This is a genomic window from Ruegeria hyattellae (assembly GCF_041537925.1).
GTDB lineage: Bacteria > Pseudomonadota > Alphaproteobacteria > Rhodobacterales > Rhodobacteraceae > Ruegeria_C.
Genome location: NZ_JBGOSH010000010.1, coordinates 43,273 through 67,711, shown reverse-complemented (window position 1 = coordinate 67,711; position 24,439 = coordinate 43,273). Strand labels below are relative to the sequence as shown.

Here is a 24,439-nt window from a genome sequence, read left to right as displayed (position 1 = left end):
GGTCAGACTGGTCATGCTTTGGCTTTCGCCTTGGGCGAGACACGCGCCGCACGCTGTTTCTCAGCCAGCCGCTCGATTTCTAATGCATGGGTAAATGACCGCTCATGCGCGGCATCGGAATAATCCTCCAATAGCCGACGCAACAAACGTACCTCGACTTTCATGGCCTCGATCTGATCTTCAGTACGTTTATTGAGCCGAAACTTTCCGGCATTTGCGGCCCGGGTCATCTGGTTGAGGTTGTTCGCCATGCCGGCCAGCTGAACCAGATGTTCCTTGAACTGTAGTATCCGGAACTCTTCCTTTGACGGAATTCCAAAGGCTACGCGGATACAGACACGCACAAGGCCGGTCACACTGCGCAGCTGCATGGCCTTGCTGCGTTGTTTGAGGAACGCCAATTCGTCCTCATCAAAGCGCATGGTTGTCGTGACAGACTTAGGTACGCCTTGTGGCATCGGGGCTTTCTCCACGATCAAAAATCGTGCGTGGCCCCGTCAGACCGCGCGTATGGTGCTTCAAGTGTAAGTTGAATTGGCAGCCGACTGCAAGTCTAACAGATTGTCGATAGCACAATCTGTATTATCCCGCAAAGGAGGCGTAGGATTTAGCCGGTCTGTAGCGGGAGGCACGACCGTTTGTCGCCCGCCTTTACCCAATTGGCGTATGGGCAATGGCGCGCGCCACTCGCAGGTATGACTTCGCCACATGGTTAATGGTAAATGGCACGTGGCGACTGTCGGTCGCCTGTTAGCAGGCGGCACTTGGCTGATAGCCTTATGCCGGTTGGCGGGGGGCAAACGGTTGCTGCCAATAGGCTTTTGGCTTTCATGGTAGTTGGCGGTTGATGATTTCTTAGAAAAGCAATAGCGTAGATTTCAGCGCGGGTGCGGGATCGCGCGATAACTTGAAATCGCGAGCCCGGTTGTGGCACGCCGCTGTGCGGCGTGGCTTTCGGGCACAGACCCGGAGACCAAATTGAAAATCTATGCCGCTGTAAACTCCAAGGGCGGGGCTGGGAAATCTTCCATGCTCGTCGCCTTCGCCTCTGCCTTGCACCATCAGGGAAAAAGGGTGCGTATCCTTGATCTGGATTCACAAGGTACGCTCTCGGAATGGTTGACTCCGAACACCGGGCTGGAACCGATCCCAGCCGATGAACTTCTGATCGAGGCAGGGCAATTCGCTGCGAGCGATGCTGAGAATGCCAAACTTGCATATGCCCACATCCTCGAAGCCGAAAAGGCCGGGGGGTTCGACTATCTGCTGATCGACACCAAGGGCGAGCCCAGCATGACCGCCGCCGTGACAATGGCCGTGGCCGACATGGTGTTGTGCCCGTCTGATGGGTCTTCGGCGGAGTACAAACCGATCATGGTGACCTACAGGTCGTGCGAAGCTGCGTTGAAGCAAATCGGCAGCACGGCCGATCCGCAGGACAAGTTCCGGATCGTCTTCACCCGGCAATCCATCGCGCAGTCAGCCGGTATTCAGAAGGGCAAGCAGGCGCTTGAAAAGCAGTTCCGCTGTGTCGGCGGCATTGCTGACACATCCGCTATGGATGACGCGCTTAGAACGGGAACAACGATTGGACGGTTGATGGGCTTTGCTGACGTAGCCAAGGAACAGGCTGAGACGCAAACGGCCAGGTCGAATGCGCGCCGCATGGCGGATCGCTGTGGGAAGGCGCTGAGCAATGCTGATTATGTGCTGAATGCTCTCAATGAAAGCGAGGTCCAGCATGTCGCGGCCTAAGAGCATAGACAGCCTGCTAAACGGGCCCGCGTCTGAGATCGCCCCAACGGTTACGGATCTGAGCAAGCGGGAACGAACCGAACAGGCGGCTGAACCGAAGCCCGAACCTGCCAAAGAGGCGAAAACTGAACCGGTGGAAGACAAGGCACCATCCGCAGAATCCAGAAGGTTTAAACCAGTCGCGGCCAAGCCTGAGCAAGCGGCACCTGTCCAGTCCGAAGGGCAGAGCGTTGTAGGGCAACCGATCAGGGTTCAGATATCCACTTCAGACGGCAGTAAGATTGCGGCTGCGCTGGAAGAGGTTCGCAGCAACATACCTGCCGCGTTTCAGAAGAACTTTAATCTCGGGGCCTTTTTCAAAGAGGTCCTGCAGGACAACGATGCCGTCATTGCGGCCATGATCCGAAACAGCCTGAATGGGGATGCACAATGAGCAAGCGCAAAAAAGCCACGGGTGAAATCAGGAACGTCGTGCGTACTCCGATCCGATTCCAGATTTCAGCCCTTGAGGGCGGTGAGGTAGAAAAGGAAATACTGGACCTGCTAGAAGATGTTCCGCCTGCCTTGCGAGCGAGTGTGAACGTCGGAAGGTTGTTCCGACAAGTTATGTTGGAGAACGACAAAGAAATCGCAAAAATGATCAGAACGACGATAAAGGATCAAACACTGCATTGATCCCGTTTTGTTCTGTCCCTGCAAATCCCCAATGTCACGCTGGCGGTCGGGGCAGCGCTGGCCGAGGGTTACCCACAGGCTGACGCTGAGATATTTAGTGTCTCTGTTTACAGCCTGCTACCGTCAGGCCAATTTCGCCCAAGGTTGAAATTGACCAGACTGGACAACCCTCGGCCTAGCCAGCGGAGAGGGTATTCCAAAACTCTTGGGTCAATGTTTGCTGTTAGGAATGAGCAAGCCAAGGAAAGGGCGGACATTGCGCGCCTATGGCGGGCTGCAATCACATAAGGAAAGATTGCCAAGGCTGGGGTGAGCGCGCTTTAGCGCGTCGATCCCCTTGCCCTGTCCAATAATCAATGCGAGCCGCGCGCCCCGCGCGGATCTCACAAGACTGAACAGCGGCCTTCCGGCCAGGACGGCTGTCGCGCACGCGATGAGGGGCGGCGTTTCCGCCGCCCCCAGGGCCCGGTGGGGCCTAGATGTGATCACCGCCTTCCTCGGCGTCCCTGGCTTTGGGCTGGAAGGCCACCAGTTCGGTTACAGCAACGGGGAAGTCGAGCTTGATGGAGAGGAAGGCCTCGCCGGTGTCGGTCTTGGTGTTTTCGAACACGGCTCCGACGCGGCGGTAGCTGGTGTGCTCCTGGTTGTCTCTCTTGTAGGTGACGGGAACTGTGAGGACGTAAGTGGTCATGTCGTGATCTCCTTTGTTTCGATGGCTTGAAAAGAGCCGATCGCACCAGGACAGGGCGCAAGCTGAAATGCGGAGGGTCCGCGCGCCGCGTGGAAACCGTATTTCTGCTTGCCGGAGCGAGAGCGGAGGGAACGCACTGGCCGCGATCTGCGACAAGCCCATCAATAAGAAACAAAGGCGGTCACGACATGACTTGCGGCATACGTCCCCGCTCCCGGCTATCTGAAAGCCCACCGCACAGCGTCCAGTTTGGCCGTAAAAAAGGGGGACGCGGTCGCCTGATCGGTAGAACCAAAGGCGGCATGAATACCAAGTTGCACGCCATCTGTGACAGCAAAGGGCGACCTTTGAGTCTCTTTGTTACCGCCGGGCAGGTCAGTGATTACATCGGGGCAAAGGCACTTTTGAGCAGCCTGCCCAATGTCGAATGGCTGCTCGGAGATCGAGGTTACGACGCCGATTGGTTCAGAGAAGCCCTGAAAGACAAAGGGATACGCCCCTGCTTCCCTGGTCGGAAGCAACGCAAGGCCACCGTCAAATACGACAAACGCCGCTACAAGCGGCGCAATCGGATCGAAATTATGTTCGGCAGGCTCAAGGATTGGCGGCGTGTGGCAAAAGAAAATGAGATCCGAATGCACTGATACAGACGCCAACGATTTCGAAGCCGCAACGCTCCTACGTAGTCGGATACATGCACAGGAGACAGAGATCGGGATCGAGGATCTGTCGCTTGTTGAGAAATATGTCATCTGTGCCGCTTCGGAACTTGATCAACTGCGCGGCTCGATCAGAACATCTGATCTCGAATCCCATGATCTGTTGAAACGCGTCTCCCGCCCGACATTTTACCGTGCACTTACGCGGCTCATTCATTCTGGTTGGTTGACCCTGTACCCAACTCACTTGCGCGGCCGCTACAAGTTCAACTTGCCGCACAAGAGTCGACGCAGAAAAACGACCTAAAGGGTTCGCAATGAAGCGCTGTAGGACTTGCCAGGCTGATCTGAGCACTGAAGAGGCGCACCACTACGGAGACCGTTGCGAGACCTGTATCCAGGCTGAATGCGAACGCATTAGAGCGTGGCGGCTGGGCGCAGATGATCCTGAACTGGATAGCCTTTTTTCGATCAAGGTGGTGGACGACGGTGCATACGCACACTCATCGCACCCATACTGGGACTCGTGGCTATGTCGAGCGTCAGTCCGCCGCTCTCTTCGCAGAAATATCGCCAGGCCGATGTCGACTTCTGAAACATTGAATTGTTGTTGTTGATGATTTGCCCTGTTGGCATCCGCACGGTGACACTGATCTTGGGCCCATCACCAACGTGACAGAGGTTCAGGGTATTGGGACTGACAGTCGACCAACACCCGCGACCACCCGTGGTCTCGCCATCACCGGTGGCCGTATGGCCTGATGCACTGACAGAGTAGGTATAGGTGTAAGGCTCCATCACGAATTCACCGTCGGGATGAAAGGTAATGATGTATGCGGACTCGCCGGTAATGGTGAAAGGAATGCCTCGGGCGCGCATCCAGGCCGCTGGTCCGTTATGGGAGGCCTCCCAGCTCTGTATAAGGCATTGGTCGAGAAAATCAGACCCGGCGCACTGGCCGCAATTATCCGGGTCGACGGGTTGACTTGCTACCGGAGCGGCCAAAGCCATCAATGATGCAAAGCAGAGAGGACGCATACCGTATACCTCCTGAGGAAATGGTGTGTGAATTGCGCGTTGGCGCAGCAATATCACACCTCTGTCTGTTCCGGGCTCAGTGTTGGCATTCACCTTCAAAAAAACGGCCCGCCTAAGCGGGCCAGTTGTTCTCGCCACGACCGAGAAAAGCGGTGGCGGGTGCAGATACCCGTTACTCGCTCCGAGATTTGCTGACCACGCCATCCTCGGTGATGGCGCCGACATGGGAGGCTGTGCGGCGGGATACATTAACACCGTCGCCGGACATATGGGCTTCCGCGTAATCGGTCCGTTTGAACACCGACCCATCGGCGTCCACGGAGGTTTCGTCCGCCTCACTCTGGCGCGTGACAGATCCGTCATATCCAATCTTGATATAAACATCATCGGCCGTCCGAACCATAACCGAGTACGCCCAAGATCTGCGCACCTTTGCGCGCTTCACCAAAGACCATCAGCTCGCCGACCCACTGTCGAAAGACGACATCCTCGCCTACCATCGCCATTTGCGCGATGATTTGGACGCTAAGCCCGCGACCATCGAGCGGCGGCTGGTCACCCTCAAATCGTACTTCGCCTGGCGCGCAGACCGGAACAGCGCCCTGCCCTCGCCCTTCGCCGACGTCCGCATCTCGGTCCGGATTCCGCGTCGCCTGCCGCGCCCGATCGACCGTGAGACACTGAAAGCCGTCTTGCATGCGGAAACCGGACCGGCCAATGTGCTGCTTACTAACCGAGCATTCGCCACCGATCACGCGATCACCATCTTGATGATCAAGCTGCTCATCGTGACTGGCCTCCGCATCAGTGAACTTACCAATCTGAAGATCCGCGATGTCTCCACCGACGCCTCCCAAATAATCGTGCACGGCAAAGGCAACAAGGAACGGATTGTGTTTGTGCCGAATGAGGAGCTGCAGGACGCGTTTCGGCGGTACTGCACCGACCGCGCCATGCAAGGATCTCCAAAATCGTCGCTCTTCCTGAACGCAGTCGGTCGTCGGCTACGGTCGCAAACCTTTCGAAAGCGGCTCCGCGCGCTGTCCCATCGCTTGGGCATTGCGCCACATCTGACCCCGCATCGGTTCCGGCACTCGGCGGCAACGCTGCTAGTCGAAGAAGATACAGATATCCGGATGGTGCAGGCCTTGCTGGGGCACGCCAATCTCAGGACCACGGAGATCTATGTGCGGGTTTCGAACCATGCGTTGCGACGCGCGGTGGAGCGGGCAGACATTCTGAGGACGCTAGAGTAGGCGTTGCCTAGCTCCTGCACCGTCAGCGTTTATCCTGATTTATAAGAAAGTAGGCGGTGGGATCACCGCGTGGGCTTCTCTGGCGGCAATCGCTTCGTGACATTTACGGGTATCATACGCCCCATCGGCGGTAACGCTGCCGATGTCTTGGTCGGGAGGGATTTGGTTCAGGAGGTCGGGTAACATGGGAGCGTCACCGATGTTGCTGCTGGTGACTTCGACTGCCCGAACCTCTAGCGGTTCTTCGTCGATACCTATGTGTATCTTGCGCCAGATGCGCCGTTTGGGGCCGCCATGCTTGCGGGCATTCCACTCGCCTTCTCCCTCGGCTTTGATGCCCGTACTATCAATCAGGAGGTTCAGCGGACCAGTGCCGCCACGATACGGCAGGTTCACGTTCAGCGTCTTCTGACGGCGGCACAGCGTGCTGAAATCAGGCACTGCCCAGTCCAGTCCGATCAGCCGCAACAGGCTCTGGACAAACCCAGTTGTCTGCCGCAGCGGCATACCAAACAAGACCTTCAGCGTCAGACAAGTCTGAAGGGTGGCGTCACTGAATTTCTGTTGCCGACCGCGCTTGCCGCTCGGCGGTGGCACCCAAACCATCTCGGGATCAAACCAGATCGACAACGATCCGCGCCGCTTTAAGCTGTCATTATAAGGCGACCAATTCTTGGTCTTGTACTTTGTAGGGGCCCAACTGCTCATGCCTGCAGCTATCACGCTGGATTCATACAGTGAATCCCATCACGCCATTTGTGCAACAAAGCCCATAGATGGCGATAAGACTACGAGGTTCACTCTGGCTTGAGAGAAGTTGAGACTGGATTTTTCAACAAAGCGGCGCGCAAATAAGAGCGCAAAGCCAACACAATTCGATTCTGTTCGATATGCAGAGCATGGACATTGAATTCGACTTCGGCTGACGTAGTGAATAAATCTGTTACATGTTTCCACACTACCTTTTTGTCTGCGTCCAGAGAAAACATGGCTGCATCTTCTCTATCATCACGAAAATTAAGAGCAAGAGAGACAAAAAAATCTTCTTCCGTTCTCACTTCAGGTGGTCGAGAACCCGAGGGATATAGACCACCGGGCGGCACCACAAAGATCACCTTCGGAAGCAAACCCATTTGAGCAATCTGCTCAATCTCCCAACGCAATCCATCGCCCGGATAAGGGATGGCAAAAATTACGGCTGCATCTCGTATTAGGTGTCGAACCTTATCCTTCCAATCGTCTTCGGATAAAGTCACAGCGCTCGGTCCTGATTGAGAAATTTTGTTGTCGACGGCGACAAGAGGCAAAACTTCAAAAAGAGACTCGGCAAGTTTCTTCTCAAACGACTTTTGGTCGCGTCCCAAAATAGAAAATAGGTGTTCGTTTTGCTGCCCCTCTGAGAATTTGACAGAACTGTCAAACTCAAAAGGCCTCAAGAGAAGAGAATACCCAAAGAATGTTTTATCCTGATAAGCATCATCTTCAATGTGACGTTGGAACATTTTGAGTATCTCAGCGCTGGTCGGCCAATAATTCGTCCCACTCGTGTTGTCCCATTCGGCGTCAGATTCCACTAACTTCGCCCAACCATCGGCCACATTATTCGAGATATTCAGGTCAACGTCATAGGGGCTATAGATCAGAAAATGATATATTACTCCCCATATCAATGAGGGGAACCACAAGAGGACACCGACAAGAATCACCTCGCCCCCGCCCGCTACACACCCTGTAACAAACAACAACAGCGACACGATAAAGGGTCCCGTACCCCAGATTAGCCACTTAGTCTCTTTGTCTTGATGTATTTGGAAGTGATCCTTTAGCCTGAGTGCTTTTCCTTTCATTGATAGATCCCTTTCAGTCTCCAGTTCTCAGAAGACTTTCAAATCCAATTGAAGAAAGCCAGCAAACGGCATTACTGGCAGTCTTATTCTATTGATGGCACGGTAAGGTGCAAACAGCTGGCCGACAAGCACATCAGGGCCCCAAACAGACGGATGAGCTTTGTAGCCCCGACATCACCTCGGGGTGTTCTTGCAGCGGATCCGTTCGATCATCATCACTCACGTTTACCCTTGCGTTCTTTCGCGGCGTCACCTTGTCGCCGCATCTGTCTTCTTCAGTCAGGCGGCTGGTGTGGCCCTGTGGGTTAGCGCCACACAACATTGGCCCGAACCGCTCGCCACTCCCTGCCCCAATCGAGACTATTACAATTTCGACAAGCCCGATGATTTAGTTCCAGAATGCGGTTCCTGACTGCGTGCCAGCATAAACGTCTCAGTTGAAAACCCTGAACAAGAAAAAGTAGAGACACGCCCTAAGACGCAACTTTAAGATGGCCTCGACCAAATCGGTGCATCCATACTGAGTCGCATTTGATGGAGAGTGGAAATGCCTCATAGCCGAGATCGTATATTTGTTTCGATTGCCGTCTCAAGGCCTGACGGCGGACTCAGCACACTGCCGGGGGCGATCAAGGCATCTGAGCGGATGGCGGCTTGGGCTGAGGCCAATGGCTATATTCCGCTGCTGATAAATGATGCCATCTTCACAGAGGTTACGACAGAATTACTACGCACAGAAATTACCAAGGTTATTGAGGAGGTCACAAACAGGGTTGTGCTGCGCCGACTGATTATCTTTTTCGCTGGTCATGGTGCGGCCCTTGGTATCGACGACCAGAACTGGATGCTCAGCAACTGGGACAACCGCCCAACCGAAGCCGTTAAGGTTTCGTCATTACAGCGCATGCTTGAATATTACGGTCCAGAACAGGTGACTATAATCGGCGATGCTTGCCAAGAATTTTCGGCCAAGTTTATCGAAGTCGTCGGCAGTCCAATTTTCGACAAGCTCGAAGAAGACCGCCGGGACTACGAACTCGACCGTTTTTTTCCAGTCGACGCCGGCAGCCAGGCCTTCATGATAAAAGCGAAGGATGAGGAAGACGCTTTTTGTCTTTTCACCGAAGTGATGCTCGACGCACTGGAAGGCGATGCCCCTGAGAAATACTTCGAGAAGATCGACGGTAGCCTTCATGTCACCAGCCAGACATTGGCAATGTATCTGAAGGACAATCTCGCAAACGAAGCAGGCAAGTACGGCGTTCGCATGGAACCGCGCCCACGACCAGGTTTCTACACTGATCGAATTTACTACTCCTCGCCAAAAACCGGAGGGCCAGCCAAGCCTGAATCGTCAGGAACGCGCGGATCAAGGGGGGGCAAAACCATTTCGTTTGCTACAGACGGTGCGGGTAGTTCACCAGCTCGCAGAACTGTGCCTAGAGTTAAGCTAACCGCGAGTACTGAGCAACCGCTTGTTAGCAATCTTACTGAAGAGCTTAGAGAAAATCGCCTTGCGACTCAACGAGCCTACGCCGCTGCGGCCGAAGCCGAGGTTCGCGATCACTTTGAGACCGGCTGCGGGATCTGCTTCAGTGGAGCCGAGATCCGCAAGGTTCGCGCTTCAAAGGGCTCGCTCTCGCAGGATTTCCTACCTCCGAATTGGTATCGTCTCGAGCTTAGTGACGAACATGATCCAATGTTGTGGGCGGATGTCGTTGTCGAGCTCGCCGACGGCAACTTTGCCTATGCTTGCATCGTTCAGAACTTTGTCACCGCAATGCATGTCTTCGAGCACGGGGCTACCAATGTACTTCATAGAAAACTATTCGCGCCCGCGTATGAAGGGAGGGACGTTATTGCTCTGCTTGGCAGGTTGCAAGCGGGGTTGATTACCGAGGGCGAGATCGTGGATGCCGCGGCTATGTTGCGATTGGGTAAGCATGAAGTGATCACACTGGGAGCGGTTGTCGCGCAGTTCTACGATTCAATACGCGATACCAAGGGTCTGCGCTCTATTGCGGCTTTCTACGCACAAAACGGTCAACCTATCCCGCTCGATATTGTTTTATTCGGTGGGGGGCGCCTTTTTGCCAAGAAAGATGGCCTATACGCCGACGTCCCTGCTACCAAACCTAGAGAACCTCGTTCGGAAGTCGAGCGTGAGCGGAACTACACTTTCAGCGCGACCCAAGAAGTAGTTAACCATCCAGTTGCAGGACGAGTCCCTTGGTTGCGCCAAGCTTGGAGCGCAATCGAAACAGCCGATTGCGACGAAAGCGCCGAAGAATGGCGTGGTCTCGCCTTGAAAACACTGCCACACCTTGGCGCAGGGCCTTTCAGCTTGGTGAAGCGCGAAGGACGAGACGCACTGCTCGCGCTCGCTGAGATAACCGATAAAGGGCAAAATCTTACCCCTGACGGGGCAAACAACTAGCCCCGATCCACTTGAAGGACAGCACAATGCGAATGATACTGGTTCACGGCATTTCACAAGAGGGAAAAAGCGAACAGAAGATTCTCGATGAATGGCTGACACCGTTACGAACAATCTTGTCAAAATTAGACAACGATCCCCTCGACCACCTAAGCAGGATCGAAGCGGTTTTTTATGGAGACTTACTCGGCGCAAACAGTTCACCATGGCTGAAATCGGAGACCCTCGCGATGGGTGCTGAAGATGCGAGCGACGATTTCGATGAATTTGCTGTTGAGGCACTGGAGGAAATGGCCAGTATCATTGGAGTTACTAGGGCAGACATCGAGGCAGAAGCAACCGAAACGACGGTGCCAATGGGCAAAGGACCACACAAAAAATGGCTGAAGGCCATTGCTCGCAGTATCGAGAACGTCTCGCCCATGAAGGGAACCATTGCATTGCGTATGCTAGGTCAAGCCCACGCGTATATTCGCAATCAATACGTACACGATCTCGTAAACGACAAGGTGCGTCCTGTATTCGAAGACGACGAACCGGCAATCATAGTATCGCACTCGCTCGGGACTATCGTGTCATACGCACTGTTGCGCGAGTTTGCTAGGAATGGTCGACCAAGGCAGTCGCCTCTTTGGCTCACGCTGGGATCACCACTTGGAATCGACGTAGTTCGTAAAGGCTTTACCAAGCCACGAGTACGCCCGGCGGATGTCTCACGATGGGTAAATGCTGCCGATCCTGAGGATTTTGTAGCGTTGCGTCCTGCCCTTGACGCATCGGACTTTGGTCCTGATGTACAAAACATCTCGGATGTTGAGAATGGAACGGAAAATCCGCACAGCATCGCGGGCTATCTGAGCGACATGCGGGTCGCCAAGGCCATCATCGAAGCGATCCCTTAGCGGTGCATTCGCTCTGACCGGATCGTGAGTAGCTTCGAGCAAGACGACTCATGAGTTGTTTGAGAAAACCCTCTGCATTACGCTTCAAGATTTGGGGGGGGGGGTCCCTCCAGTTGGAAATTCGCGCAGCTATGAGGTGGATCGCGACCTGTTCGGACGCCCGCACATCACGCAGGCCAAGCGGGATGATAAGACTATGTCTGACCCAGTGTTGGAGGTGCTGCACGACAATGCCGAAAGCGGGGTCGTGCCTGATGACTTGGATGCGCGCGGCAAGCTGTCCGATCATCGCTCAATCGGTGCGCATATCGGTGAGGCACCGTTCAAGGGCTTGTAGCAGCGCCACAGCAGAACCAGTGCAGCAGTCGCGTCTCGGTATGGCAGAGGTCAAGGAAGGACCAATGCCGCAAAACGTCGCCGCCGTAGGCCCAAGCGTTGTTGAGCATGGTCAATAGCGTTCCGAACAATATATCGCTGTAGCCCAGCGCGAGACCACTCGCTATAGTAGTTTAAGATTTAGTAACTTTAATCTATGGCGAGGCGACGATGGCACGGGTTTTTATCAGTTTTGCAGTTGAGGATAAGGTCTTGCGGGATTTTCTGGTGGGCCAGAAGAACAATACGCGGAACGCTATAGAATTCACTGACTTTTCAGTGAAGCAGGCATGGGATTCTAGTTGGAAAACTAATTGCAGGGCGCGCATTAAAAGCTGTCGCGGTATGATTGGTATCATCACGCCCAATACTCCCAAGGCCGATGGGCAACTTTGGGAGTTGAAGTGTGCAATCGAAGAGAGCGTTCCTTTGATGTTGATTCACGGCTACACTGCGCCAGAACAGAAATTGCAAACTCTGCCGTCTGTCATTTCTGGGCTGCAGATAAATCTCTGGTCTGAGCCAAACATCGTAAACTTCCTCAATCGTCTCGGGTGACATCATGAAAAAGGCAGTTGTTGTTGGCATTGATGCCTACCCGCATCCAAATGAACTTACCGGTTGCGTGAATGACGCGATTGAGTTTGCGACCTTGCTGGAAACCGACGGTAATGGCGATCCCAACTTCGAAGTTCAAAAACTAATCAGTAGTGAGGTGGAAGTAACGGCCAAATTGCTCTCCGATGCGATAGGTAGGCTTTTTAGCGGTGAAGCGGAGACGGCGTTGTTTTACTTCGCCGGGCACGGTATCCTTAATGAGGTAACGAACAATGGACACTTGGTGACACAAGATGGAAGTGACCCGCACTGGGGAGTTAGTCTTGTAGATATCCTTCAACAGGCGAATAAAGCGCATCCCAAAATCAAGTCATCAGTTATTCTTCTCGACAGTTGTCAATCCGGCTTCGCTGGAGAAGTGACGGGCCTTGGCCGAGAAGGAGTGAACGCCATTGGGAATGGCGTCACTATACTCACAGCTTGTCATAAAGACGGCGTTGCGGCTGAGGAGGGCGGGCATGGTAAATTTACTGACATCATGCTTGACGGGCTCAGTGGTGCGGCAAGCGATGTCCTTGGCAGGATCACGCCCGCTTCACTTTATGCTCACGTGGATCAGACATTGGGGGCTTTTGAGCAGCGGCCAATTTACAAGGCCAACGTGCAGACATTCATAACACTCAGATCGGTGTCACCCAAGGTCCCGAAGGAGGTTCTTCGACGGCTACCTGACTATTTTCCAAGCGCGAGCCATGTGTTTGCGCTCGATCCGTCGTTTGAACCGGATAGGGGCGAAGAGGCTGAGCGCCTGAAGAGCATCCCGATCAGCAAGGAAAACGTCAGAGTCTATCGCGAATTACAGCAGTGTAACCGCCACGGGCTAATTGCACCAAGCGAGCATGAGCACATGTGGCATTCGGCTGTTTTCTATGGAGGCTGCAAGTTGACGGCAACGGGTGCACATTTCAGGCGTCTTGCGGAACTCCGGAAGATTTAGAGTAGGGCTGGGCTTTGTTGCACAAATGGCGTGATGGGATTCACTGTATGAATCCAGCGTGATAGCTGCAGGCATGAGCAGTTGGGCCCCTACAAAGTACAAGACCAAGAATTGGTCGTCTTATAATGACAGCTTAAAGCGGCGCGGATCGTTGTCGATCTGGTTTGATCCCGAGATGGTTTGGGTGCCACCGCCGAGCGGCAAGCGCGGTCGGCAACAGAAATTCAGTGACGCCACCCTTCAGACTTGTCTGACGCTGAAGGTCTTGTTTGGTATGCCGCTGCGGCAGACAACTGGGTTTGTCCAGAGCCTGTTGCGGCTGATCGGACTGGACTGGGCAGTGCCTGATTTCAGCACGCTGTGCCGCCGTCAGAAGACGCTGAACGTGAACCTGCCGTATCGTGGCGGCACTGGTCCGCTGAACCTCCTGATTGATAGTACGGGCATCAAAGCCGAGGGAGAAGGCGAGTGGAATGCCCGCAAGCATGGCGGCCCCAAACGGCGCATCTGGCGCAAGATACACATAGGTATCGACGAAGAACCGCTAGAGGTTCGGGCAGTCGAAGTCACCAGCAGCAACATCGGTGACGCTCCCATGTTACCCGACCTCCTGAACCAAATCCCTCCCGACCAAGACATCGGCAGCGTTACCGCCGATGGGGCGTATGATACCCGTAAATGTCACGAAGCGATTGCCGCCAGAGACCCGACAATTTGGCCGATACGGCTATCGTAGGATCGCGGCGCTGCTAAGAGATGCAGGTTGGTCGGTGAACGACAAGCGTGTCGAACGTCTGTGGCGACGTGAAGGGCTCAAAGTGCCAATAAAACAGCCTAAGAAAGGGAGGCTCTGGCTGAACGATGGCTCATGCGTTCGTCTACGGCCAGAGTATCGCAACCATGTCTGGTCGTATGACTTCGTGCATCACCGAACCGATGATGGCAGGGCTTTCAGGACATTGAACATCCTGGACGAACACAGCCGGGAATGCCTGGCGATCCGGGTGAAGCGGAAGCTGAACTCAACAGAGGTAATTGATGCCCTGACGGACCTGTTTATCCTGCGTGGCATCCCTGCTTACATTCGTTCTGACAATGGCCCGGAGTTCATTGCGGAAGCGGTCAGAAACTGGATTGCAGCCGTTGGAGCCAAAACCGCTTACATCGAGCCAGGATCACCTTGGGAGAATGGATTCTGCGAAAGCTTCAATGCTCGGTTCCGCGACGAACTGCTCAATGGCGAAGTCTTCTACAGCTTGCGGGAGGCCCAAATCCTGATTGAACAATGGAGGAAACACTACAACTCTGCTTCATTGCGCCCATCTTTCTATGTTGTTGAAGAAAATAGGTTTTGCTGATCCGGGTGCGATACCGCGGGGTGTTTGGGGTTTTGTCGGGCCCGTTTCTTGAGTTGTTGTGCCTTCGTTTTTGACAGTTCCGCGCGCTCGAATACCCATGGCCCGTCAGTAAGCGGGTGGTCTGCTTTGATATCACCTGCTTCTGCTGCCAACCGCAATGTTTTTTGGCGCTACTCCGATCAGTTTTGCGGCGCCGGAGAGAGTGAGCCAAGGGTCAAGACCATCGGGTTCGGGCTTGTATACCGGGATCTTGCGGTAGGACCGCAATGCCGTGACTCGCTCCCTGGTCCAGCGGTTGCCATTTCCTGTGGAGAGCCCGTTCCGGTTCAGAACGCCGGCGATGACATCGTCGCTGGCGATCCGCGCAAGCTGGCGGACGGCCTCGACAACATCCGGCGGTGTTGCATTGCGCTGTCCGCGGCGGCGTTTTGGCAGGTGGATTTCCGTATGTGCGCCACCGGCCCAATGAACCATCAAAACGATCTCGGAGGCATCATCATCAAGATCTGCCACCACTTCCCGTATGAGTGCCGGACGTAATCTCCCCAAAACCGCCGTTTGAAATTTCCCCAGTCGTGAGCGGTTCTGGCGATTTCTGAACCTCAAATATTCAGAAATTGTCGGGACCGCGGGAACCCGGCCAGATGCCCCCATTTAAGAGCAACAGGGGCAATCGGGTGAAGGGATTGAAGGAGATCGTTTTGATCCAGGATTTACACAAACAAGGTTTGAGCGTGTCCGCGATTGCGCGGAAGGTTGTCTGTGACCGGAAGACCGTTCGCAAGTATTTGGTACGTGGTTTGGAGATGCCGGTTTACGGCCCGCGTGCGCCGAGAGACCGTTTGATCGACCCGTACGAGTCATTTCTGCGCGAGCGCGTTCTTGCTTTTCCGGATCTGAGCGGTGCGCGTCTTTTGCGTGAGATCCGCGCAATGGGATATGAGGGCAGCTATACAGCGGTGACGGATTTTCTGCGGGAGGCTCGCCCTGCCAAACAAACGCCGTTCGAGCGCCGCTTTGAAACCCCGCCAGGCCAGCGAGCGCAGGTGGACTTTGCCGAGTTCAGCGTTGCGTTTGCGGATGAGCCTGGCGTGACACGCAAGGTCTGGCTGTTCTCTCTGGTGCTTGGGCATAGCCGCTGGCTCTGGGGCCGGTTTGTATCGAGCCAAAACCTGCAATCGGTGATGCGGTGCCACATCGCGGCGTTCGACGCGATGGGAGGTGCGCCCGAGCACATTCTCTATGACCGGATGAAGACGGCAGTGATTGGCGAAGATGCTGCCGGGATTGTCACCTACAACACGTCTTTGGTGGCATTGCTCAGTCATTACGGCACGTTGCCACGCGCGTGTCGGCCGTATCGCGCTAAAACGAAGGGCAAGGTTGAGCGGCCCTTCCGCTACATCCGTCAGGACTTCTTTCTGGCGCGGACGTTCCGCAACATCGACGACCTGAATGCGCAGTTCAATCTCTGGCGAGTGGGCATAGCGAACCCGCGCGTGCATGCCACGACTTTGTGCGTCGTCGATGAGGCCTTCGCCGAGGAGCGCCCCAGCCTGAAGCCACTGCCTGCGATCCCATACGATGCTGTCCTCACCGTCGAACGGCGTGTGAGCCACGAAGGCATGGTCTCTGTCGCAGGCAATTATTACAGCGTCCCGGACACCACGAGAAAACGGGTCGTTGAGGTGCAAAACCACACCCACGAGGTTCGGATCTTTGAAGAAGGGACACTCATAGCCCGCCACCCATTCCTTGAGGGCAAGAACCAGCGGCGCGTTGACCCGGCGCATCGCAAGGCTGTGCCCATTCAACGCGCAAAGCCCGTAACATCGCCGGACATCGCACGCCGATCCTTGGACTTTTACGGTGCTGTTGGTGAGCGCATGGCGGCACAGGGGGCAGCGAAATGACGGAGGTTCTGGACCGGATCAGGGGCGCGATGGTTGGGCTGAAGATGCCGCGAGCCCTCGAAGCGCTTGACCACACAATGCAGAAGCTGGAGCAAGGTGAGATCACTGCGATTGAGGCCATCGACAGCCTGCTCAGCGAAGAATACAGCACCCGGGAAACGCGCCGCATCGATGTCGCACTGCGTACATCCAAGCTGCTGCCGATCAAGACACTGGAAAGCTTCGACTTCACCTTCCAGCCCTCTTTGGACCGTGAGCGCATCGCGGCTTTGGCCCAGCTCGACTTCATCCGCCGCGCCGAGGTCGTTCACTTCCTCGGGCCACCGGGAACCGGCAAAAGCCACTTGGCCACAGCGCTTGGCGTTGCCGCCGTCAAGGCCGGCATGCAGGTTTATCGTGCGACTTTGGCGGAACTGGTCGAAGTTCTGGCCAAGGCCGAGCGGCAAGGTCAGCTGGCCGAAAAGATCAGGTTCTACGCGCGATCATCACTGCTGATCGTTGACGAGATCGGATACCTCCCGATCACCCAGGGTGGGGCAAACCTATTCTTCCAGTTGGTCAACGCGCGCTACGAAAAAAGCGCCATGATACTAACATCCAATCGGGGCTTCGCCGAATGGGGCGATGTCTTCGGCGATCCCGTCGTGGCCACCGCCCTTCTAGACCGGCTGCTGCACCATGCCGTCGTCGTCCAGATCGAAGGGGCAAGCTACCGCCTGCGCGGCCACTCAGACCTCATTCCAGAACACGCCCGCACCAACGCCCCGATCACACCGCCACCCGCTCCAAAGCGCCGTGGCCGTCCACCCAAAAATGGAGGCGCAAGTCACTGAAAACGGCTGACAACCGAAACCGCCAAAGTGGGGAATTTTACTCCGGCACTTTTGGGGATTTTTGCTCCGGCGTTGACATTCCCGGATCACCGTGCGAACGATGCGCTTCTTCAACCTGGCATCGGTGGCCGGCGCGAACCAGACGCGTTCGAGATCGGCCCCCAGGGCCGCCAGATCTTCCACCGGCAGCGTGGTCCCGTTCGGGCTGACCGCGTCATGGTGAACGATCTTGTTCTCGATCTCCTGAACCTGCTGAAGTGCCCGGTTCCACCGGGCTTCCAGTTCGGCGGTCACGAGGCGGTTCTCGGGATCGGATGCATCATATTGCCGGAATGCCCGATCAGTCGCGTATTGAGCCGCTTCCAGATCACGGCAGAGCGCATCGCGAACCTGATCCCGCTGGCGCAGTGCTTGCCTGGCGGCCACCTCTGCGGCGGCAATGGCGCCGGGTCCGACTACCTGCAAAAGCGCCTGTTCGATGGCATCGTCGACCCGCAATCCGCCGAAGGCGATGCAGCGCGCTTCGCCGTTGTCCAAAAGGCCGCGCCAGCAGGAGTAACGCGGGATGTCATGCTTCTTGCCGGTATAGCGAACCGTAAGCTTGCGGCCACAGCGTCGGCAACGCAGCAGCCCGGCCAGGAGGGCAGAGCCATGTTTGGCCGCGCCATGATGCCGGCTCTGAGGAACATTGTTGCTGACCATCTTGCGGATCGCCTCTGCCCGTTCCCAACTCACATAGCCTTCATGTGCGCCCGGCTTCAATGCCAGCCAGTCGTCGCGATCTTTCCTGCGAATGGCGGTTGCACCGAACCCCGCCGCTGCCTGGGTCTTGCCATAGGCATAGGCCCCGCCATAGGCATAGGCCCCGCCATAGGCCGGGTTGACGATCATGCGATGGATGGTGGCGTATGTCGGCCGCCGCCAGATCACATCACCCTGTTTGCGTAGCGCTGGCAATTCAAGGCCATGTTCGAGGAACCACATGAGAGCCTGCCGCGCGCTCCCCAGCTCGGCGACCTTGTCGAAAACCAGGGATATGGCCTCTTGCACGCGGCGGTCCGGATCCTTCTCAAGCCGGTCCCCGGTTTTTACGAATCCGACTGGGGCAGCGACGACAAGTTCGCCGCGCCGTGCTTTCTCGTGGCGCGCGGCGAGGGATCGTTGTCGGAGAAGGTCGAGTTCGTATTCGTTCAAGCTGCCCTTCAGGCCCAGAAGAAGCCGGTCATTGCCATCGCGCGGCGCATAAACCGTTTCCTGGTCGATCAGCACTGTGTCGACGACGCGGCACATCTCTATGAGGTGCTGCCAATCCCGGCTGTTGCGTGCAAAGCGGGACACTTCACGCGCTGCGACGGCGCCGACCTTGCCGAGACAAACATCGGCGATCATCCGGTCAAAGCCTTCCCGAGCAACACCACCCGCCGCAGAACGGCCGAGATCGTCATCCACGGTCTCGATCCGGCTCCAACCCAAATCCGCCAGCCGCTCCCGCATGGCATATTGCAGGGCGCTGCTTTCCCGGTTGTGCAGGACCTGGTGGGCCGATGATTGACGGACGTAAAGGATCGCCTTGCGCTCCAAATGCTGCGGACCAATCTTCTCATGCTTCATGATCATTCCCCCCTTCTGCCGCGCCTGCATGTTCCGCCATCAGGCGTGCCATCAACCGTGTCAGCGTTTGCCGCGTGTCGTCGGGGAGGCTCTGCCAAAGCGGGGTTTGCGTCGCGGTCGTGGACCGGATGTCCGGGAACAGTTCGAGTTGCGTCGTCGTCATTTTGCGCGGCATAGGCCAACCTCCGAATCTCGTGTTCAGAGTCCAATGCTGCGTCAACGCGGGATGGGGGGTCGGATTTATTGAACGACTTACAGTCGATATCGCAAACAAGCCCCGCAAGAGCCTTCAGAGCGTCCAGGCCCACATGCGCCGTATCGACCCGACAGCAGGCGGTACATGCAGCCCGGTCGAACATCCATATCGGGACTTCCAGAAGCCGGTCCGACCGGCGGCCTGTGAGATTGCACCGAAACACGGCTTCGCCGGATTTATCGATCACCTCATGGACATAAACCGACCGGCCAAACCAAGGATGCCATCGATAAAGAACCTCGCGCCGGTCGGTAACGTGGGTGTTCTGGCGTTCAGTTGTACAATACAAAACGACCCCACAGTGCTTTGGGCTATCGTCCACCGGCTCCGGAAACCATCGTCCAGATGGACCAGAGACCGGTCATGCACTAACTTTCAAATTGGACCACTCAAGTGGGGCTGATTAATGTGTGGGTTCAAATCGTTCAGATCCGCATCAGCTACTTTGGACGGCATCGAGGTCGCCAACATGATCCGGAAGCGGCAATTTCCCAGCAATACGACGTCTGGCTTCCAGCTATTCGCCGAGATCGCAGGATAGGTGTATCCAGTAAGTCGCTGACCTTGGCCGTTCCAAATGTTTGCGACACATCCGATCACCGCGGCCTGGTCTTTGTGCCATGGTCGCCCACGACGCGGTGATCTTGTCGGTGGCCGGCCCTGCCGGCGACCGACTAGCGCGCGGTCATGCCGCCCAGGGGGGTCGGGATTTGCCCGGTTTAATAAGCCCAGATAGAGGCTTAGGAGAGAAAAACGGCGGAAATATAAGCATCCGTAGCATGAAATGTGAGTACCAATGCGTTAAAACCCTTGAAGCCGCCTACCGTTCAACCAAACTCTAATAGTATGAGGACATGGTTGGGCTGGGGCCCAGACATTTTTTAAGTGCTGCCCCACACAACCCCAATAGAGGGGAGTTTAACTTGAAACCCCATTCTTACGATGACCAACGTATCATACTGAATGAGTTTTTGGCTGACCTGCTGGCCGAAAAAACCCAGCCCGACGCATATGCGTCAAAAACCGAGAAAACCAAACCGCCGTCAGCGGTTTCCGTATCCCCAAAGGGTGGGCTCCAAGTGGTTGGGAGCGAGCAATTCGTTATAGTCGCCATGACAATTTTCTTCCTCGGCGCAGGAAGCCTTATGTCGCTCGGCATAGATCTGATTGAGCCACCTCTATCGCCGACAATCCAAAGAGACGGCGAGCGACCGTGATAGGCCGGGGGCTGTCTGCCCCCACGCCTAGCGGCGTTCCCCCGAGGATATTTGGCGAAGGTGAAAACTGGAAACTGCTATGTCCGGCGCGGTAGTGTGAACTTCAGCTTCAGGAAGATGAGGTTGATTTTAACGCTCATGCTCAAGTCGATCTTGCGCAGCTGCTCTCGGATCGTTTTGAGGCGACGGGCTGCGCGGCGGCGAAGGCTGGTTGATCTTTTACGAATGTATTTCATGGGAATCTCCTTTGTGAATAAACGAGCTTTCCAGACACGGCGGGAAAGGGGGCCAGCCAACACGCGCGTAGCGCGACTGTGTTGCAGGGATCGGTCGCTCAAAGTATTCTCAGCGTTTTCTGTGACGTGAGCGACGGTCGATGCCCCACAAATTCAATGATGCCCGTCGCGACAAGTTTCCCAAAGCTAAGTACCGGGTCTCGAACTGCCCGGAATACAATGAAAGTCTCCGGCGTCGAGGTGACGTGACGATCTGGGTTTCTGATGATGTGGTGCAGAAATGGAGATCGCCGCGCCGCAAGACACGCGGCGGTCAGTCGCGGTACTCTGATCTGGCTATCGAGATCTGCCTCACTCTGCGCGTCGTGTTTCGGCTCCCGCTCAGGCAAACTCAGGGCTTTGTGCGGTCGCTTGCCAAGCTGATGGGCATGGCCCTTGTGGTGCCGGACTTCTCGACCTTGTCGCGGCGCGGTAAAGGGCTGAAGCTCCCCCAAAACCGGCGAGCTGCGAGCAAACCAACCACCCTCATTGTGGACAGCACGGGTCTGAAAGTGCATGGCGGCAACGACTGGCATGAAGAGAAGCACGGCACCAAGAAGGCCCGCAAAACATGGCGCAAGCTCCACATCGCCTTCGATCCGGAAACCGGTGATATCGCCGCGACTGAGTTGACCACTGAACATGTGGGCGATGTAACGGCGCTACCAGCTTTGCTAACAGACATGGATGCCGATGTGAGCCGGTTTCTGGCAGATGGTGCCTATGACGTCCAGGGCGTGGCAGACTGCCTGATCGAGAAGTTCGGGCACGGGGTTGAGATCATTATTCCTCCGCCGACAACCGCGGTTCACGGCAAGAATGCACAACGCAACCACCACATCGACGTCATCGCTCAAAATGGTAGAATGAGCTGGCAAACGAAGACGGGATACAACCAGAGATCACGGGTCGAAGCCCAGATCGGAAGATGGAAACAAGCTATCGGCGACCGGCTGCAAGCGCGCGACTTTGACAATCAAATTGCCGAAGTGAAAATGGCATCAAAGGCGCTCAACCGCATGACTGGTCTCGGTCGTGCGGTGTATGAGCGCGTCGTCTGAAGTGATGGGGTAAGGGGCCAATCCGCCTCAATTCTGATCCATGCAACACGGTCCTCGCCTGGCAAAAGCAGGTGCAACTGAAGTCAATGGATACTCTGCTAGGTCGCATCGAAACAAAAGACCATCTCCCGCGACGTTCTTGTAGATGGTTTGGCTGCGAGTAAGACTGGCTGCCCCGCCCGAATTGTTTGCAGGCCAGGCCTGTACCGACGGTCTCGACCCTGCCAGCGTTGCCGAATTCATGTGCCACGCTACATAGCCAATCGCCTCGACAACCTTTGAGGCGTTTCTGTAGCTGGCGACCTCCTCTTGGCGGTCCTTTGCAGCGGAAATTGCGAAGGACAGCTGTCGAAACCGAGTTTGCGGGACCAGATGCTACAATTGGCAAGAAGAGTTCATTTGACGCGCCCAGATCTCAAAGCCTATAGCTGCGACCAGCCAGTGATTGAACCTTTGTGTGTGAGTTTGGGGGAGTGTTGATCTTGGTCAGGGCCGGAAGGGCGTGTGTTTGCCCTCCAGCCCCTCAAAAGCCCAAAAGGACGGAAATTTCTGACTCAGTGACGCCTGAACGGGACAATCGAGTCATTAGTCATGAATGTGATGGCGCCAGCTTCCTGCAAGGCGTTCACGGCCGCGTTGCGGGCGTCTTTGTCTGAGGCAAACTGCTCATCCCAGACATGCGATGTCCCGTCCTGGTCGACGACCTCAAGTGTCCACCCTGTCTCGAAGTCCAGCCGGTGAATCTCGATGTCGAAGCGATAGCCATCGACAATAATGGATTGGCTCTTGGGTGAGGAAACCAGGGCTGGTTCATCGGTCATATCGGGGTCTATGCTCTTGGGCTCAGATCAGCTCTGGTTTTAGCAGCGATGAGAAGCGTGGCACAAGTTCGCAGTGATGCGCATGGAGTTGACGCGCCCAATAGGCTTTGTCAGTAAGCCATTCCAAGCGTTTCGATTTCTTACCCGAACGAGAGTTTCCATGCCCCATCTGTTCAACTTACTCGTCGCCATTGGGGTGGCCCTGTTCCTCGCCACAACTGCGGTCGCAGACACTATCTCGCCTAAAGAGACGTCTCAATATGTAGGCGCCCAGGCGACGGTTGTCGGCGTTGTCAGCCAGGTTTCAACAAGCAGCGGTGGAACCACGTTCATCAATTTTGGGGGTCGCTATCCCAACCATGTGTTCTATGCGGTCATTTTCAAAAAACACGCGTCAAAGTTTCAAAATGTCCATAGTCTGAAAGGAAAGGCGGTTGCGATCGCTGGTCCAATCGAGCTCTACAAGGGCAAGCCGCAAATCATAGTATCCTCGCCAGGCCAGATCGCACTACGCTAAAGGGGCGGGCCATCACGGGGCACTTAAATGGGCAGCATTGAACTAGGATCGCGTTAGAATAGATTGAACCGGAAATCTCCCGCAGATGATCGGAAAGAAACAGTTTGAACTGGGGTCGATGGGACCGCGCAGTTTGCATCCCTCGCAGAAGAACTGTGTCCAGCCGATAGAAAGCTCCTGGACCAATTGAGAGTTTTTTACCAAGGCCCAATCGCATCGATGCTCATGATGTACAGACCAGACCGTGCCGTTCCGTTTCGTCCCTGGCAGTGGCGTTTAATTGCTCGGTGACGCCACCACCCTTGCGTCACTCCCGCTATTGGTGTTGTTTAGCGCCCAGTTTCAAAAAAGAGGCAGGGACATGAAAATTGATTTGAAGAAAATGAATGCAGCAGACCTCAAAGCTCTCGCGAAGGACATTGAGGAGACTCTTGTGCACGCCGAAAAAGAGGCACTGTCAAAGGCACTCAAAGAGATCCACAAAGTCGCCAAATCTCATGGTGTTACACTTGAGGAAATAATCGCGCATTTCTCCGGCCCAAAAAAGAAAGCGAAAGCCAAAGTCGCCGCGAAATACCGCAATCCGGACGATCCGAAACAAACCTGGTCCGGTCGGGGTCGTAAGCCAAATTGGGTCAATGACGCGATCAAAGCCGGAAAGTCCATCGACGAACTGGAAATCTGACGCCTGGGAGTCACTGCTAGCGGTGAAGAGGTGCCCGATTTGGACATCCCCTCCGTGTTTTTCCACCGAAGAGAGGGCGGGCCTGTGACTAATCCTGCAGCAGTGCAGTCCTCTCCAAAATGCGGCCAGGTCTCCCCTGCGCACGCAGTCGGACCTGTTCCAACAGTTATGTCGGTAAACGTCTTCATTTTGCACTCTTCGACATCGAACAGTGTCGAACGCTCAATCAGACCGTCGCGAACCAGAAATCCCCAACCTCGATGAAGCCCGGATTGCACGCAGTAAATCAGACTGCTCTGGCCGGATCGGGGGTTGACGGACCCAGTCCTGGTCGCGTCCGATGTGGTCATGGATATAGATGAGGACAAGGTGGATGACGCAGTCCTGGCGTTGCTCTGGCTGACGTTGCATGGCGAGCGCCGCGCCTGGAAGGGTTTTGATTGGAACGCGCTCGACCGCCTGCACCAAAAAGGGCTGATCCTGGATCCGGTTGGCAAAGCAAAGTCGGTGGTGCTGACCGAGGACGGGTTGCGCCGATCGGAAGCGCTCTTCAAAGAGCTTTTTGTTCGGGCACCCCGGCAATAATCTTCCCGCAACGAGACCACCGAGACGAAATACGCCACCGCAAACCTGACATCTGGCTAACAGTCGCGCTCTGCGCTAGATCGCCCCTGTCCGACACACGATGGAGAAGGATGCAGG

The 24,439-nt window shown here is 55.6% G+C and carries 26 protein-coding genes and 6 pseudogenes; 21 read left to right on the top strand and 11 right to left on the bottom strand.

The annotated features are described in order from the left end of the window. Nucleotides 1-11 precede the first annotated feature (11 nt). The gene (locus AB1E33_RS20535) at nucleotides 12-458 is read right to left on the bottom strand and encodes a MobC family plasmid mobilization relaxosome protein (protein ID WP_372579117.1); all 447 of its coding nucleotides are present in this window, start codon (nucleotides 456-458) and stop codon (nucleotides 12-14) included. A gap of 520 nt (nucleotides 459-978) precedes the next feature. On the opposite strand from AB1E33_RS20535, the gene AB1E33_RS20530 reads away from it, so the two are divergent. From AB1E33_RS20530 to AB1E33_RS20520, 3 genes are all read left to right on the top strand, one after another. Next, nucleotides 979-1,755: a ParA family protein gene (locus AB1E33_RS20530; RefSeq protein ID WP_372579116.1), complete on the top strand. Its 777-nt coding sequence runs from the start codon at nucleotides 979-981 to the stop codon at nucleotides 1,753-1,755. A 133-nt stretch (nucleotides 1,756-1,888) separates the two neighbouring features. Continuing rightward, the gene (locus AB1E33_RS20525) at nucleotides 1,889-2,188 is read left to right on the top strand and encodes a hypothetical protein (RefSeq protein WP_372579115.1); all 300 of its coding nucleotides are present in this window, start codon (nucleotides 1,889-1,891) and stop codon (nucleotides 2,186-2,188) included. Then, complete coding sequence (locus AB1E33_RS20520) at nucleotides 2,185-2,430, top strand: hypothetical protein (RefSeq protein WP_372579114.1); 246 nt, start codon at nucleotides 2,185-2,187, stop codon at nucleotides 2,428-2,430. Before AB1E33_RS20525 ends, AB1E33_RS20520 begins: the two co-directional genes overlap by 4 nt. A gap of 475 nt (nucleotides 2,431-2,905) precedes the next feature. Here the strand turns inward: AB1E33_RS20520 and AB1E33_RS20515 are convergent, their stop codons facing one another. After that, a complete protein-coding gene (locus AB1E33_RS20515) occupies nucleotides 2,906-3,121 on the bottom strand; it encodes a hypothetical protein (protein ID WP_372579113.1) in 216 nt (71 codons plus the stop codon). Between the two features lie 219 nt (nucleotides 3,122-3,340). On the opposite strand from AB1E33_RS20515, the pseudogene AB1E33_RS20510 reads away from it, so the two are divergent. Continuing rightward, a pseudogene (locus AB1E33_RS20510) lies at nucleotides 3,341-3,738 on the top strand (IS5 family transposase); the annotation flags it as partial. Nucleotides 3,739-4,251: 513 nt separating this feature from the next. Here the strand turns inward: AB1E33_RS20510 and AB1E33_RS20505 are convergent. Both AB1E33_RS20505 and AB1E33_RS20500 read right to left on the bottom strand, forming a co-directional pair. Next, entirely contained in the window at nucleotides 4,252-4,818 is a 567-nt protein-coding gene (locus AB1E33_RS20505; protein ID WP_372579112.1) for a hypothetical protein, read from the bottom strand. A gap of 172 nt (nucleotides 4,819-4,990) precedes the next feature. Continuing rightward, the gene (locus AB1E33_RS20500) at nucleotides 4,991-5,221 is read right to left on the bottom strand and encodes a hypothetical protein (protein WP_372579111.1); all 231 of its coding nucleotides are present in this window, start codon (nucleotides 5,219-5,221) and stop codon (nucleotides 4,991-4,993) included. Between AB1E33_RS20500 and AB1E33_RS20495 the strand changes: the two genes are divergently transcribed. After that, nucleotides 5,220-6,074: a tyrosine-type recombinase/integrase gene (locus tag AB1E33_RS20495; RefSeq protein ID WP_372579243.1), complete on the top strand. Its 855-nt coding sequence runs from the start codon at nucleotides 5,220-5,222 to the stop codon at nucleotides 6,072-6,074. The genes AB1E33_RS20500 and AB1E33_RS20495 overlap by 2 nt on opposite strands. 54 nt (nucleotides 6,075-6,128) lie before the next feature. Here AB1E33_RS20495 and AB1E33_RS20490 read toward each other — a convergent pair. Beyond that, nucleotides 6,129-6,782: pseudogene (locus AB1E33_RS20490) on the bottom strand (IS5 family transposase); the annotation flags it as partial. An 89-nt stretch (nucleotides 6,783-6,871) separates the two neighbouring features. After that, complete coding sequence (locus AB1E33_RS20485; protein ID WP_372579110.1) at nucleotides 6,872-7,921, bottom strand: hypothetical protein; 1,050 nt, start codon at nucleotides 7,919-7,921, stop codon at nucleotides 6,872-6,874. A gap of 547 nt (nucleotides 7,922-8,468) precedes the next feature. Between AB1E33_RS20485 and AB1E33_RS20480 the strand changes: the two genes are divergently transcribed. From AB1E33_RS20480 to AB1E33_RS20450, 7 genes and pseudogenes are all read left to right on the top strand, one after another. Then, nucleotides 8,469-10,358, top strand: a complete 1,890-nt coding sequence (locus AB1E33_RS20480) for a hypothetical protein (RefSeq protein ID WP_372579109.1) — start codon at nucleotides 8,469-8,471, stop codon at nucleotides 10,356-10,358. Nucleotides 10,359-10,384: 26 nt separating this feature from the next. Continuing rightward, nucleotides 10,385-11,260 (top strand): hypothetical protein, encoded by an 876-nt coding sequence (locus AB1E33_RS20475; RefSeq protein ID WP_372579108.1) that lies wholly within the window; start codon nucleotides 10,385-10,387, stop codon nucleotides 11,258-11,260. A gap of 196 nt (nucleotides 11,261-11,456) precedes the next feature. Further along, the gene (locus AB1E33_RS20470) at nucleotides 11,457-11,597 is read left to right on the top strand and encodes a hypothetical protein (protein ID WP_372579107.1); all 141 of its coding nucleotides are present in this window, start codon (nucleotides 11,457-11,459) and stop codon (nucleotides 11,595-11,597) included. Between the two features lie 209 nt (nucleotides 11,598-11,806). After that, a complete protein-coding gene (locus AB1E33_RS20465; RefSeq protein WP_372579106.1) occupies nucleotides 11,807-12,193 on the top strand; it encodes a hypothetical protein in 387 nt (128 codons plus the stop codon). 4 nt (nucleotides 12,194-12,197) lie between these two features. Beyond that, the gene (locus AB1E33_RS20460; RefSeq protein ID WP_372579105.1) at nucleotides 12,198-13,190 is read left to right on the top strand and encodes a caspase family protein; all 993 of its coding nucleotides are present in this window, start codon (nucleotides 12,198-12,200) and stop codon (nucleotides 13,188-13,190) included. A 73-nt stretch (nucleotides 13,191-13,263) separates the two neighbouring features. Next, nucleotides 13,264-13,893 (top strand): annotated as a pseudogene (locus tag AB1E33_RS20455) (IS5 family transposase); the annotation flags it as partial. A 4-nt stretch (nucleotides 13,894-13,897) separates the two neighbouring features. Further along, nucleotides 13,898-14,497: pseudogene (locus tag AB1E33_RS20450) on the top strand (IS3 family transposase); the annotation flags it as partial. 183 nt (nucleotides 14,498-14,680) lie between these two features. On the opposite strand, the gene AB1E33_RS20445 reads toward AB1E33_RS20450, so the two are convergent. Next, entirely contained in the window at nucleotides 14,681-15,061 is a 381-nt protein-coding gene (locus AB1E33_RS20445) for a hypothetical protein (RefSeq protein WP_372579104.1), read from the bottom strand. Nucleotides 15,062-15,225: 164 nt separating this feature from the next. On the opposite strand from AB1E33_RS20445, the gene istA reads away from it, so the two are divergent. Further along, nucleotides 15,226-16,461 carry an IS21 family transposase gene (istA, locus tag AB1E33_RS20440; RefSeq protein WP_372579103.1) on the top strand — a complete coding sequence of 412 codons (1,236 nt, stop codon included), beginning with the start codon at nucleotides 15,226-15,228 and terminating at the stop codon, nucleotides 16,459-16,461. Continuing rightward, on the top strand, nucleotides 16,458-17,294 hold the full coding sequence (gene istB, locus AB1E33_RS20435) for an IS21-like element helper ATPase IstB (RefSeq protein ID WP_372579102.1): 837 nt from the start codon (nucleotides 16,458-16,460) through the stop codon (nucleotides 17,292-17,294). The genes istA and istB overlap by 4 nt, the downstream gene beginning before the upstream one ends. Here the strand turns inward: istB and AB1E33_RS20430 are convergent. Further along, on the bottom strand, nucleotides 17,190-18,905 hold the full coding sequence (locus AB1E33_RS20430) for a recombinase family protein (protein ID WP_372579101.1): 1,716 nt from the start codon (nucleotides 18,903-18,905) through the stop codon (nucleotides 17,190-17,192). The genes istB and AB1E33_RS20430 overlap by 105 nt on opposite strands. After that, the gene (locus AB1E33_RS20425) at nucleotides 18,895-19,080 is read right to left on the bottom strand and encodes a hypothetical protein (RefSeq protein WP_372579100.1); all 186 of its coding nucleotides are present in this window, start codon (nucleotides 19,078-19,080) and stop codon (nucleotides 18,895-18,897) included. Before AB1E33_RS20425 ends, AB1E33_RS20430 begins: the two co-directional genes overlap by 11 nt. A 351-nt stretch (nucleotides 19,081-19,431) precedes the next feature. Between AB1E33_RS20425 and AB1E33_RS20420 the strand changes: the two are divergent. From AB1E33_RS20420 to AB1E33_RS20415, 3 genes and pseudogenes are all read left to right on the top strand, one after another. Continuing rightward, nucleotides 19,432-19,533: pseudogene (locus tag AB1E33_RS20420) on the top strand (integrase core domain-containing protein); the annotation flags it as partial. A gap of 34 nt (nucleotides 19,534-19,567) precedes the next feature. Next, a pseudogene (locus AB1E33_RS29605) lies at nucleotides 19,568-19,702 on the top strand (IS6 family transposase); the annotation flags it as partial. Nucleotides 19,703-20,084: 382 nt separating this feature from the next. Beyond that, nucleotides 20,085-20,378 carry a hypothetical protein gene (locus AB1E33_RS20415; RefSeq protein WP_372579099.1) on the top strand — a complete coding sequence of 98 codons (294 nt, stop codon included), beginning with the start codon at nucleotides 20,085-20,087 and terminating at the stop codon, nucleotides 20,376-20,378. Nucleotides 20,379-20,455: 77 nt separating this feature from the next. Here AB1E33_RS20415 and AB1E33_RS20410 read toward each other — a convergent pair whose 3' ends face one another. Continuing rightward, the gene (locus tag AB1E33_RS20410) at nucleotides 20,456-20,614 is read right to left on the bottom strand and encodes a hypothetical protein (RefSeq protein ID WP_372579098.1); all 159 of its coding nucleotides are present in this window, start codon (nucleotides 20,612-20,614) and stop codon (nucleotides 20,456-20,458) included. Nucleotides 20,615-20,754: 140 nt separating this feature from the next. On the opposite strand from AB1E33_RS20410, the gene AB1E33_RS20405 reads away from it, so the two are divergent. Then, entirely contained in the window at nucleotides 20,755-21,714 is a 960-nt protein-coding gene (locus AB1E33_RS20405) for an IS5 family transposase (RefSeq protein WP_372579097.1), read from the top strand. Between the two features lie 554 nt (nucleotides 21,715-22,268). On the opposite strand, the gene AB1E33_RS20400 is transcribed toward AB1E33_RS20405, so the two are convergent. Beyond that, nucleotides 22,269-22,535, bottom strand: a complete 267-nt coding sequence (locus AB1E33_RS20400) for a hypothetical protein (protein WP_372579096.1) — start codon at nucleotides 22,533-22,535, stop codon at nucleotides 22,269-22,271. Nucleotides 22,536-22,695: 160 nt separating this feature from the next. Between AB1E33_RS20400 and AB1E33_RS20395 the strand changes: the two genes are divergently transcribed. The 3 genes from AB1E33_RS20395 to AB1E33_RS20385 all read left to right on the top strand — a co-directional run bounded on the left by AB1E33_RS20395 (nucleotide 22,696) and on the right by AB1E33_RS20385 (nucleotide 24,322). Next, nucleotides 22,696-23,052, top strand: coding sequence for a nucleotide-binding protein (locus tag AB1E33_RS20395; protein WP_372579095.1), 357 nt, complete (start codon nucleotides 22,696-22,698; stop codon nucleotides 23,050-23,052). 361 nt (nucleotides 23,053-23,413) lie between these two features. Beyond that, the gene (locus tag AB1E33_RS20390) at nucleotides 23,414-23,737 is read left to right on the top strand and encodes an H-NS histone family protein (RefSeq protein WP_372579094.1); all 324 of its coding nucleotides are present in this window, start codon (nucleotides 23,414-23,416) and stop codon (nucleotides 23,735-23,737) included. A gap of 312 nt (nucleotides 23,738-24,049) precedes the next feature. Further along, nucleotides 24,050-24,322: a DUF6429 family protein gene (locus AB1E33_RS20385; protein ID WP_372579093.1), complete on the top strand. Its 273-nt coding sequence runs from the start codon at nucleotides 24,050-24,052 to the stop codon at nucleotides 24,320-24,322. Nucleotides 24,323-24,439 lie beyond the last annotated feature (117 nt).